Source organism: Amycolatopsis sp. NPDC003731 (assembly GCF_053586895.1).
The window spans coordinates 1-10665 of record NZ_JBSFNC010000227.1; the positions used below are offsets into that span (position 1 = coordinate 1).

The window sequence follows — 10665 nt, forward strand, 5'->3', positions numbered from 1 at the left end:
AACGCCTGCGACATCTCCAGGCCCTGCATGTTCTTGAAACTGCCGTGGTAGACGACCTCCTGCATCGAGGGGTCGAAGAACAGCGTCAAGTACACCCCGGTCAGCAACAGGATGATGAAGCTGTACAGCGCGATCTCGCCCAGCAGGAACGACCAGTGGGTCGGGAACACCTTGTTCATCTGGTGCCGCAGACCCTTGGCCAGGTGATACCGCTGGTCGGCGTTGTTCGCGGCCTCGCCCAGCGCCTTCTCCACCGGGCTCGACCCCTTGGTCGGCGTGGTGAGTGAACTCATGACTTACGCTCCCAAAAGGCCGGACCGATGGCCTCGATGAAGTCGCCTCGCGCGATCAAGTATCCCTCTTCGTCCACCGTGATCGGTAGCTGGGCCAGCGGCCGGGTCGCCGGGCCGAAGATCGGCTTGGCGTAGTGGAGGGCGTCGAACTGCGACTGGTGGCACGGGCACAGGATGCGGTTGGTCCGCTGCTCGTACAGGGAGGTCGGGCAGCCGACGTGGCTGCAGATCTTCGTGTACGCGTAGTAGTCGCCGAAGTTGAAGTCCTCCTGGCCGGCCCGCTTGACCACCTTGGCGGCGTCGGTCGGGCGCAGGCGGATCAGCATGACCGGGTTGTCGACCCGGGTCAGCGCCTTGGCCAGCGCCTCCGCGTCGTTGCGCTCGGACTCGCGGAACGGGAAGACCGTCTCCATCGCGCCGGCGTCGAGGTCCTCGGCCTTGACCAGGGAGATCTCGGTCTCCTTGCCGTGCTCCACCTCGACCGGCTTGCCGGTGGCCCGGCGCATGTAGACCTTCTCGCCGGGGAAGTTCGGCTGCCAGCCGGTGTGCCACAGCGAGTCGCGGGACTCGCTGTCCTTCCACGGGTTCTTGATGAAGGACGCGACGGGCAGCGCGGCGGCCGCGAGGCCGAGCGCACCCGCACCGGCGATCGCCGAGCGCTTGATCAGCGAGCGGCGGGCGATGGTGCTGCGGTTCCCGGCGTCGGCCAGGTGCGCGAGGATCGTCGCGCGGTCGACCTCGGCCGACCCTTCGCCGCCGGCGTCGCTGCGCTGCTGCACCGCGACCTCGGCGGGCACGAACTTCTTCGTGTACAGGATCACGCCGATGCCCAGGCCGAGAATGGCCAGGCCGAGCGTGAGGCCGAGCATCGGGGTGTAGAGGCTGTACCAGAAGTGGGCGCTCTCGTTGTCCGGCGCCTCGTACTGCCACGGCCACCAGATCAGCGAGACGACGAACCCGATGCCGGCCAGCGCGGACAGGCCGAACCAGAACGCGACCAGGCGCTCGGCGCGCCGCTCCGCCCGGGTGCCCTCCACGGGCCACGGGGTCGGGTACTCGACGATCTCGACGCCGTCGAGCGCCCCGCCCAGCTTGACCAGCTGGTCCCGGTCCATCTCAGCCAGTTCCGCCTCCGACGGCGGCTTCGGCCCCTCGGCACTCATGCCTTCGATCCAATCCACAACGTCACGCCGATCAGCGCGGCGATCCCGACGATAAAGGCGATGACGCCCTCCGAAGCGGGGCCGACCCCGCCGAGGCCGTTACCACCCGGGTCATTGTTGCCGTCCGACACCGACTTCACGTAGGCGACGATGTCCTTCTTCTCCTCCGGCGACAGCTGCCGGTCGGAGAACTTCGGCATGTTCTGCGGGCCGGTGAGCATGGCCGTGTAGATCTGCTCTTCGCTGGCCGGGTCCAGGTTCGGCGCGTACTTGCCGGCCGACAGCGCACCGCCGCGGCCGGTGAAGTTGTGGCACGACGCGCAGTTGAGGCGGAACAGCTCGCCACCGCGGGCCGGGTCGTCGCCGCGCAGGGCCGCGCCCTTCTCGGCCGGACGCTGGACACCGCCGCCGTGCGCCTGGATGTAGGCGCCGACCGCGTCGATCTCGGCCTCGGTCAGCTTCGGCGGCTTCCGCTCGACCTGCGCCTCCTGGCGCGCGGCGGGCATGCGGCCCGAAGAAGTCTGGAAGTACACCGCGGCGTCGCCGATGCCGATCAGGCTCGGCCCGCGGTCCTGCACGCCCTCGAGGTTCGCACCGTGGCAGGCGATGCAGGTGTTGTTGTAGACCTGCTCGCCGAGGCGCAGCTGCGCCGGCGTGCCCTGGGCCTGCGCGGTCTGCGGCTCCGGCACGAGCAGGGCGTAGCCGGCGCCGGCACCCACCAGCGCGATGCCGAGCGCGAGCAGGCCGGCGAACCGCCTCCGCAGCTTCGACCGCGCGCGGTAGCGGCGCTCCGAGGATTTCGTGCTGGTGGTCATCTTGCGGCAACCCTTGCTGTCAGTTCAGGCCGATGGTGAAGGTGGTGGCGGCTGGGTGGACCTACGGAAGGAGGTAGATCACACCGAAGAGGCCGACCCACACGATGTCGACGAAGTGCCAGTAGTAGGACACGACGATCGCCGACGTGGCCTGGGCGGGCGTGAACTTGCTCAGTTTCGTGCGGATGAGCAGGTACACGAAGGCGACGAGCCCGCCGATGACGTGCAGGCCGTGGAACCCGGTGGCGAGGTAGAAGACCGTGCCGAACGGGCCGGACGGGATCGTCATCCCCTCTTCGACCAGGTTGTGGTACTCGTTGGCCTGGCCGCCGACGAAGATCGCGCCCATGATCAACGTGATGATGTACCAGCGGCGCAGCCCGTAGACGTCGCCGCGCTCGGCCGCGAACACGCCGAACTGGCAGGTCAGCGAGGACAGCACGAGGATCACCGTGAACGGGATCGCGTACGCCACGTTGAGGTGGAACTCCTCGCCGTGCAGCGGCGGCGGCCACTGGCCGGACGAGTTCTGCGCCTTGACGGTGAAGAACATCGCGAACAGTCCGGCGAAGAACATCAGCTCGCTGGAAAGCCACACGATGGTGCCGACACTGACCATGTTCGGCCGGTTCAGCGAGTGGACCCGCTGACTGATGGTGGGAGCTGCCGTTGTCACGCGTCGCATTATGTCCTCTCGCACCGCCGCTCCGCCGGGTGGGTCCACGGCGAGCCGTCTGCGTAACCGATCACACCGGATGCCCGGGAAGGTGAGAGCTACTCATGGGTTTACTCGACCGCCTGCTTGACCTGGTCAAGAAGCGGGAAACGCCCGGTCTGACGCTTGAGACGCCGGGGCTGGAGATCGTCGCCGAGGCCTTCGACCCGGCCGTCGCGGACTCCGCCGTCCTCGCCGGTTCACCCGACTGGGTCAGCACGGCGCCGGCCGTTCTGCGGCACCACCTGCTGTTGCCGCCGGACCGGGTCGACGAGGCGGCGTCGATCCTCGCGCAGGACGGCTACGAGCTGCGAGAACAGGCTCCGGACGGGGAGCTGACGCGGGTGCTCGCCGTGCGCGTCCAGGTGCTCGACGCCCTGCACTGCGCACAGGAGAGGTCCCGGATGGCCGGTCTCGCGCAACGATTGGGCGGCGACGCGCTGGGCTGGGACGCGCAACAGCCGGAGCCGACCGCGTGATGTCGGTCTCGGCCGATACGATCGGCGTGCGAGTCGTGCGGTGACGAGACGGAGGCGTGCTCAATGGGCGAGCGGTCGATGCGGGTCCTGGTGTTCAGCCACAAGCCGGAGGTGCGCGAGGCGATCGTGAACGCGGTCGGCCGCCGGCCCGCCGCGGACTTGGCGCGCGTGGACTACGTCGAGGCGGCCGGCATCGCGGACGTGCTGTCCGAGGTGGACGCGGGGAACGTCGACCTGGCGATCCTCGACGGCGAGGCGCAGCCGACCGGCGGCATCGGCCTCTGCCGGCAGCTGAAGAGCGAAATCACCGACTGCCCCCCGATCGTGGTGGCCGTGCGGCGCAAGGACGACCGGTGGCTGGCCACCTGGTCGCAGGCGGACGCCGTGCTGGTGCACCCGCTGGACCCGCTGACCGCCGCGGAGACCGTCGCCGACGTGCTGCGCGCGCGACGGGTCCCCGTCGTGAACGGCTGAGCCCGGTGACCACCCCGGTCCCCCGCACCTGGCCACCCCTGCTCAAGCAGCTCATCGCCGGCGTCGACCTCTCCGCGGAGGACACGGCGTGGGCGATGGACCAGATCATGAGCGGCGCGGCGAGCCCGGCCCGGATCGCCGGGTTCGCGGTCGCGCTGCGCGCCAAGGGCGAGACGCCCGAGGAGATCGCCGGCATGGCGGCCACGATGCTGGCGCACGCCAAGCGGGTCGAGCTGGACGGCCCGGCGGTCGACATCGTCGGCACCGGGGGCGACGGCTCCAACTCGGTGAACATCTCGACGATGGCGACGATCGTCACGGCGGCGGCCGGCGCGCCGGTGGCCAAGCACGGCAACCGCAGCGCGTCGTCGAAGTCCGGCGCGGCGGACGTCCTCGAAGCCCTCGGCGTGACGATCAGCCTGCCGCCGGAGGACGTCCGGCGCAGCCTCGACGAGGTCGGCATCGGGTTCTTCCTGGCGTCGGCGTTCCACCCGGCGCTGCGCCACGCCGGCCCGGTGCGCAGCGAGCTGGGCATCCCGACGACGTTCAACCTGCTCGGCCCGCTGACCAACCCGGCCCAGCCCGGCGCGGCGCTGATCGGCTGCGCGTACCCGGACAAGACCCGGGTGCTGGCGGAGACGTTCGCCCGCCGCGGCACCCGGGCCCTGGTGGTCCGGGGTGACGACGGCCTCGACGAGATCACCACGACGACGACGTCGACCGTGTGGGTCGTTTCGGACGGGGAGGTCACCGAGCGCAGCTTCGACCCGGCAGCGGTGGGCATCGCCCGCGCGACGGCGGAGGACCTGCGCGGCGGCGACGCGGCGGCGAACGCGGCGGTGGTCCGCGACCTGGTGGGCGGCAAGCCGGGCCCGGTCCGCGACGCCGTCCTGATCAACGCCGCGGCCGCGCTGGCGGCCTTCACGGGCTTCTCGGAGTCGCTGGAGGAAGACCTGCGGGCGGGCCTGACGCGGGCGGCCGAGGCCATCGATTCCGGCGCCGCGGCCGCGCTGCTGGACCGCTGGATCGCCTTCAGCTGACCCGCTGACCCCGCTCGCCCGCTCAGCAGCGGACGGTGGGCTCGGCCGCCGGGCCGGCCGGCTGTTCCGGCGCGGCGGCGGGCTTGCGGCCGCGCTGCGGGGCCAGCGCGGCCGCCAGGACCGCGAGCATGCCCAGCGCCTCCGGCCAGCTCGGGCGGTGGCCGTAGAACGCGATGTCCACCAGCACCGCCACCACCGGGTACAGGTAGGACAGCAGCGCCACCGTCGTGGTCGGCAGCTTGCCGATGCTCGCGTACATCAGCACGTACATCAGTGCCGTGTGGACGGTCCCGAGCAGGACCAGCCACAGCAGCCCCGAGGTCGTCGTGGGCAGGGGCGTGACGAGCAGCAGGGGTGCCAGCACCAGCGCGCCCACCGTCGTCTGCACGGCGGCCAGGAGGTGCGGGCGGATGTGCTTCAGCTGCTTCGCCACGAAGGACGCGCCCGCGTACAGCACGGCCGCGCCGAGGGCGAGGCCGATGCCGGCCAGCTGCACGGGTTTGCCGTCCTCGCCGTGGGCGGACAGCGAGATCAACGCCACGCCGCCGAACGCGATGCCGGCCCGGGCCAGGTGGCTCTTGGCGACCTTCTCGCCGAGGAACGCCGCGGCCAGGCCGACCAGAATCAGCGGCTGGGTGTGGTAGACGACCGTGCTGACCGAGATCGACGACAGCGCGTACGAGGCGAACAGCAGCACCCAGTTGCCGACCAGGAACAGCCCGCCCAGCACGGCGAGGCCGAGGTCGCGGCGGGACGGCCGCCAAGCCTGCAGCCAGCCGCGGGAGAGGCACCAGAGCACGAGCAGCGCGCCGCCGACGAAGCAGCGGGCGAAGGCCACGGCCGGGGCGGCCGCACCGCTCTCGAGGACGACGGCGCCGATCGTGCCGGACATCGCCATCGCCGCGGACCACTGGAGCAGCGGGCGGGTTTCGGAGTTCGTCATGCCGACCACGTTCGTCGCGATCGGCCGCGCCAACCAGTGTCAGAGATGACAACTGCCGCAAAACTTGTGACACACTGGCCGGCATGGACGTCACCCGGGTCGCGGTGGTGCTCGCCGACCGCGTTTCGCCGTTCGAGCTGGGCGTCGCGTGCGAGGTGTTCGGCACCGACCGCAGCGCCGACGGCATCGAGGGCTGGGACTTCGCCGTCTGCTCCCCGGGCGGGACCGCGGTCGAAAGCTGGTCCGGCTTCGGGCTGGCCGGCCTGCGGGACCTGGACTTCGCGGCGGCGGCGGACCTGCTGATCGTGCCGACGTGCGCGCCGCGGACCGCGCCACCGCCGGAGCCGGTGCTGGACGTCCTGCGCGACGCCGCCGGGCGCGGAGCGTGGGTGGCGGGGTTCTGCGCGGGTGTGTTCTCGCTGGGTTACGCGGGCTTGCTGGACGGCCGCCGCTGCACGGTCCACTGGGTGTACGAGGCGGAGTTCCGGCAGCGGTTCCCGGAGGCCGAAGTGGACCCGCAGGCGCTGTACGCCGACGACGGCGGCATCCTGACCAGCGCGGGCACGGTCGCGGCGGTCGATCTGTGCCTGCACCTGGTCCGCCGGCTGCGCGGTGTCGCGGCGGCCACGACGCTGGCCCGGCGGATGGTGGCGGCGCCGCACCGCGCGGGCGGTCAGGCCCAGTTCGTCCAGGCGCCGGTCCCGGCGACGGCGGCGGGCGACGACGCCGTGGTCGCGGAGGCTCTGGAGTGGGTGGAGCGGCGCCTGGACCAGCCGTTCACGGTGGCGGAGCTCGCCCGCCGCAGCGGCCTGGGCGAGCGGACGTTCCTGCGCCGCTTCTCGGCCGCGACGGGGACGACACCGCACCGCTGGCTGACCGAGCGCCGCTTGGACCGGGCCCAGGCTCTCCTGGAGGAGGGCGGGCTGTCGGTGGAGGACATCGCGGCGGCGTGCGGCTATGCCTCGGCAGCGGCGCTGCGGCACCAGTTCAGCCGCCTGCGGGGCACGAGCCCGTCGTCCTACCGGACGGCGTTCCGCGGCTGAAAACGAAACCGGCCGCCACGCGCTGAGCGTGACGGCCGGTTGCGAAGAGAACTCAGTCGTGCGACGGGCCGGTGTGGTACTCGAACACCAGGCCGCCGATCGTGATGAGCAGCGCGACCAGGGCGATCACCAGCAGCCAGATGTGGAAGAACGCCAGCGCCACGGCCGCGAGCGCCGCGGTGGCCGCCATGCCGATCGGCCAGTAGCTGCCCGGGCTGAAGAAGCCCAGTTCGCCCGCGCCGTCGCTGATTTCGGCGTCCTCGCGGTCCTCCGGGCGCGGCTCGATGCGGCGGGCGACGAACTGCATGTAGCTGCCGGCCAGGAACGCGAGACCACCGGTGAGGAACAGCGCGACGATGCCGACCGGCTCCGGGCCGTGGGTCGCGGCCAGCGCGGTCCACACCCAGTACACGGCCGCCATGAACACGGCGAAGATCGCCACGATGAAGAAGATGCGGGCTTCGACCTTCATGGTCTTTTCCTACTCCTTGTGTGCGTGCGGCGTCAGTTCGACGCGGTCCGCGCGGTGCGGTCGGTGTTGAACGGCTGGGTGGTGACCGCGTGCGGGGTGCACAGCTCGCCGCAGTTCATCTTCGCCAGCGCCTCGGCCGCCGTGAACGACTGGCCCGTCGCCGGGTTCGTCTGCTTGCGCAGCGCGATGTACTGGTCGTACTTGTCCGCCGACAGCGCGCGGACCTCGAAGTTCATTACCGAGTGGTAGGTGCCGCACAGCTCCGCGCACCGGCCGACGAAGGAGCCTTCGCGGTCGATCTTGTTCTGGAAGGAGCTGTCCTGGTTGTTCTTCTCCGGGTTCGGCATGACGTCCCGCTTGAAGTGGAACTCCGGCACCCAGAAGGAGTGGATGACGTCGGTGGAGACCAGGTCGTACTGGATGGTCTTGCCGACCGGGAGCACCAGCAGCGGGATCTCGCCGGACGAGCCGACGGTGCTGACCTGCTGGCCGTCCGCCTTCTTCGCGTTCTCGTCCTCGTACTTGAACTCCCAGTTCCACTGGAAGGCCACGACCTGGACCTTGACGTCCGGGTTCGGGATCTTGTCCAGGACCTTCGACTCCGTCGTCGCGGTGAAGAAGAACAGGACGCAGACCATGATCGTCGGGACGACGACCGTGAACAGCTCGAGCGGGATGTTGTACTGGAACTGCCGGGGCAGCTCCTCCGGCTCGCCGTCGGTGGTCTTCTTCTTGCGGTGGAACGTCGCGGTCCAGAAGATCAGCGCCCACACGATGACGCCGACGACCAGCGCGGCGACCACGGTCCAGGTCCAGAGCGTCCGCATCTGGTTCGCCTGCTCGGTGACACCGACCGGCCAGCCGAACCGCAGGATCTCGTCGCCGGAGCAGCCCGTCGCGGTCAGCGCGACCAGCACGGCCAGCGCGGCGACGCGCACGGTCCGCTTCCCCAGGGTGCGCTCGGGTTGTCCCACTGCGCCTCGCCCTTTCACCCAGAGCCTCCTACGACAGATCTTTGTGACAGCCGGACTCTAGCCGAGTTGGCCCATCCTGCTGACCAAGGGGTAACCATCGACGCGCGTGGTACTCGCCACGACCGCCCCGGCATACTGGGGCCTTCCCCCAGCCCGGTGAAGACCCTGAAGGTGTGTGAGTACCCGTGTGCGGCCTGCTTGGACTGATCTGCGCGACCGAGACCGGCGCGGCGAACGCGCGTGACGCCGTCGGGGCGGCCATGCGCTGCCAGCGCCACCGCGGCCCCGACGAGCAGGACACCTGGGCCGACGCCGAGGTCGTCTACGGCTTCAACCGGCTCGCCTTCATCGACGTCGAGCACGCGCACCAGCCGCTGGTCTGGGGCCCGCCCGAGGCGCCGGGCCGCTACACCATGAACTTCAACGGCGAGATCTACAACTACCTGGAGCTGCGGGCGGAGCTCGCCGAGCGGCACGGCGCGAAGTTCGAGACCGAGGGTGACGGCGAGGCCATCGTCGCCGGCTTCCACTACCTCGGCGCGGACTGGGTGAAGCGCCTGCGCGGCATGTTCGCCTTCATGATCTGGGACTCGCAGGAGAAGCGGGTCTTCGGCGCGCGCGACCCGTTCGGGATCAAGCCGCTGTTCTACTCGGCCGGCCCCGACGGCGTGGCGTTCTCCAGCGAGAAGAAGAGCCTGCTGGAGCTGTCGGACGTCCTCGGCGTCGCGCAGGAGCTGGACCGCACGGCCCTCCAGCACTACCTGGTCCTGCAGTACGTGCCCGAGCCCGAGTCGCTGCACACGGCGATCCGGCGCGTCGAGTCCGGGACGTCGTTCCAGGTGGTGCCCGGCGGTGAGGTGAAGTTCACCCGCTACTTCCACCCGCAGTTCAGCGCCAAGCCGGTCAACGGCCCCGCCGAGGCCGAGGAGCTGTACCAGCGCATCGCCGATGTGATGCGCGACTCGGTCGGCAAGCACATGATCTCCGACCCGGACGTCACGGTCGGCGCGTTCCTCTCGGGCGGCATCGACTCCACGGCCACCGCGACCCTGGCCAAGGAGCACAACCCGAACCTGATCGCGTTCACCACCGGCTTCGAGCGCGAGGGCTACTCCGAGGTCGACGTCGCCGCCGAATCGGCCGCCGCGATCGGCGTCAAGCACGTGGTCCGCACGGTCTCGGCGGACGAGATGATGGAGGCGCTGCCGCTCATCGTCTGGTACCTCGACGACCCGGTCGCCGACCCGGCGCTGGTCCCGCTGTGGTTCATCGCCCGCGAGGCCCGCAAGCACGTCAAGGCGGTGCTGTCGGGTGAGGGCGCGGACGAGCTGTTCGGCGGCTACACGATCTACAACGAGCCGATCTCGCTGGCGCCGTTCGAGAAGATCCCGGGCGGCATGCGGAAGCTCATCGGCAAGGTGTCGACGAAGATCCCCGAGGGCACCCGCGGCAAGGACCTGCTGCGCCGCGGCGCGCTCCCGCTGGAGGACCGCTACTACGGCAACGCCCGCAACTTCCGCGACGACCAGCTGCGGAACGTCCTCCGCACGTACCAGGAGGGCGTGGGCTTCAAGGACGTCACGGCGCCCTGGTACGACGTCTCGCGCGGCTGGGACCCGGTGGCCCGCATGCAGCACGTCGACCTCTACACGTGGCTGCGCGGCGACATCCTGGTCAAGGCCGACAAGGTGACCATGGCGAACTCCCTGGAACTGCGGGTGCCGTTCCTGGACGCCGAGGTGTTCAAGGTCGCGGCGTCGATCCCGCTGGACCAGAAGCTCGCCCACGGCACGACGAAGTACGCGCTGCGCCAGGCCCTGGCCAAGATCATCCCGGCGCACGTGCTCAACCGCCGCAAGCTCGGCTTCCCGGTCCCGATCCGGCTGTGGCTGCGCAACGAGATGTACGACTGGGCGAAGGGCATCATCTCGGACTCGAAGACCGAGGAGCTGCTGGACAAGAAGGCGATCCTCGCGCTGCTGGAGGAGCACAAGGCCGGCCAGCTCGACCGCAGCCGCCAGCTGTGGGCGCTGATCGTGTTCATGCTGTGGCACGGCATCTTCGTCGAGCACCGGATCAAGCCGGAGATCCCGGAGCCGGTCTACCCGGTGAAGCTCTGAGGTCTGCCGCGGCCGGTCGTGAGTGGTAACGGGTTCTAACCCGCCTAGCTTGACGACATAGCAGACGGCAACGGCCTCTTCGGTGTCCGGCATCGCGGCTCCTCCTTCAGTGCGGGCGGTCGGTGAGCGCACCC

General features: G+C 70.2%; 11 protein-coding genes and 1 pseudogene. 5 read left to right on the forward strand and 7 right to left on the reverse strand.

What is annotated here, in order from left to right; translation table 11 throughout:
* The 4 genes and pseudogenes from ACWDN5_RS44345 to ctaE all read right to left on the reverse strand — a co-directional run.
* Positions 1-293: pseudogene (locus ACWDN5_RS44345) on the reverse strand (cytochrome b); the annotation flags it as partial.
* Positions 290-1456: a cytochrome bc1 complex Rieske iron-sulfur subunit gene (qcrA, locus tag ACWDN5_RS44350; protein ID WP_310977140.1), complete on the reverse strand. Its 1167-nt coding sequence runs from the start codon at positions 1454-1456 to the stop codon at positions 290-292. The pseudogene ACWDN5_RS44345 and the gene qcrA, both read right to left, overlap by 4 nt.
* Positions 1453-2271 carry a cytochrome bc1 complex diheme cytochrome c subunit gene (qcrC, locus tag ACWDN5_RS44355; protein WP_449680492.1) on the reverse strand — a complete coding sequence of 273 codons (819 nt, stop codon included), beginning with the start codon at positions 2269-2271 and terminating at the stop codon, positions 1453-1455. The genes qcrA and qcrC overlap by 4 nt, the downstream gene beginning before the upstream one ends.
* Positions 2272-2332: 61 nt before the next feature.
* Positions 2333-2956: an aa3-type cytochrome oxidase subunit III gene (gene ctaE, locus ACWDN5_RS44360; protein WP_063749462.1), complete on the reverse strand. Its 624-nt coding sequence runs from the start codon at positions 2954-2956 to the stop codon at positions 2333-2335.
* 95 nt (positions 2957-3051) lie between these two features.
* On the opposite strand from ctaE, the gene ACWDN5_RS44365 reads away from it, so the two are divergent.
* The 3 genes from ACWDN5_RS44365 to trpD all read left to right on the forward strand — a co-directional run bounded on the left by ACWDN5_RS44365 (position 3052) and on the right by trpD (position 4979).
* Entirely contained in the window at positions 3052-3465 is a 414-nt protein-coding gene (locus ACWDN5_RS44365; RefSeq protein WP_449680493.1) for a hypothetical protein, read from the forward strand.
* Between the two features lie 63 nt (positions 3466-3528).
* Entirely contained in the window at positions 3529-3939 is a 411-nt protein-coding gene (locus ACWDN5_RS44370; RefSeq protein WP_310977137.1) for a response regulator, read from the forward strand.
* A gap of 5 nt (positions 3940-3944) precedes the next feature.
* Positions 3945-4979 (forward strand): anthranilate phosphoribosyltransferase, encoded by a 1035-nt coding sequence (gene trpD / locus ACWDN5_RS44375; protein WP_449680494.1) that lies wholly within the window; start codon positions 3945-3947, stop codon positions 4977-4979.
* A 22-nt stretch (positions 4980-5001) separates the two neighbouring features.
* On the opposite strand, the gene ACWDN5_RS44380 is transcribed toward trpD, so the two are convergent.
* Complete coding sequence (locus ACWDN5_RS44380; RefSeq protein WP_449680495.1) at positions 5002-5922, reverse strand: DMT family transporter; 921 nt, start codon at positions 5920-5922, stop codon at positions 5002-5004.
* Between the two features lie 83 nt (positions 5923-6005).
* Here ACWDN5_RS44380 and ACWDN5_RS44385 point away from each other — a divergent pair, with 83 nt between their 5' ends.
* The gene (locus ACWDN5_RS44385) at positions 6006-6965 is read left to right on the forward strand and encodes a GlxA family transcriptional regulator (protein WP_449680496.1); all 960 of its coding nucleotides are present in this window, start codon (positions 6006-6008) and stop codon (positions 6963-6965) included.
* A gap of 52 nt (positions 6966-7017) precedes the next feature.
* Here the strand turns inward: ACWDN5_RS44385 and ACWDN5_RS44390 are convergent, their stop codons facing one another.
* Both ACWDN5_RS44390 and ctaC read right to left on the reverse strand, forming a co-directional pair.
* On the reverse strand, positions 7018-7437 hold the full coding sequence (locus ACWDN5_RS44390) for a cytochrome c oxidase subunit 4 (protein ID WP_086845398.1): 420 nt from the start codon (positions 7435-7437) through the stop codon (positions 7018-7020).
* Positions 7438-7469: 32 nt separating this feature from the next.
* On the reverse strand, positions 7470-8411 hold the full coding sequence (gene ctaC / locus ACWDN5_RS44395; RefSeq protein WP_449680497.1) for an aa3-type cytochrome oxidase subunit II: 942 nt from the start codon (positions 8409-8411) through the stop codon (positions 7470-7472).
* Positions 8412-8596: 185 nt separating this feature from the next.
* On the opposite strand from ctaC, the gene asnB reads away from it, so the two are divergent.
* Positions 8597-10531, forward strand: coding sequence for an asparagine synthase (glutamine-hydrolyzing) (gene asnB, locus ACWDN5_RS44400; protein ID WP_449680499.1), 1935 nt, complete (start codon positions 8597-8599; stop codon positions 10529-10531).
* The last annotated feature ends 134 nt before the right edge of the window (positions 10532-10665 follow it).

Bases quoted from the DNA above. Each gene is read 5' to 3' on its own strand.
- qcrA (WP_310977140.1), bottom strand. From the start codon at position 1,456: ATGAGTGCCGAGGGGCCGAAGCCGCCGTCGGAGGCGGAACTGGCTGAG.
- qcrC (WP_449680492.1), bottom strand. From the start codon at position 2,271: ATGACCACCAGCACGAAATCCTCGGAGCGCCGCTACCGCGCGCGGTCG.
- ctaE (WP_063749462.1), bottom strand. From the start codon at position 2,956: ATGCGACGCGTGACAACGGCAGCTCCCACCATCAGTCAGCGGGTCCAC.
- ACWDN5_RS44365 (WP_449680493.1), top strand. From the start codon at position 3,052: ATGGGTTTACTCGACCGCCTGCTTGACCTGGTCAAGAAGCGGGAAACG.
- ACWDN5_RS44370 (WP_310977137.1), top strand. From the start codon at position 3,529: ATGGGCGAGCGGTCGATGCGGGTCCTGGTGTTCAGCCACAAGCCGGAG.
- ACWDN5_RS44380 (WP_449680495.1), bottom strand. From the start codon at position 5,922: ATGACGAACTCCGAAACCCGCCCGCTGCTCCAGTGGTCCGCGGCGATG.
- ACWDN5_RS44385 (WP_449680496.1), top strand. From the start codon at position 6,006: ATGGACGTCACCCGGGTCGCGGTGGTGCTCGCCGACCGCGTTTCGCCG.
- ACWDN5_RS44390 (WP_086845398.1), bottom strand. From the start codon at position 7,437: ATGAAGGTCGAAGCCCGCATCTTCTTCATCGTGGCGATCTTCGCCGTG.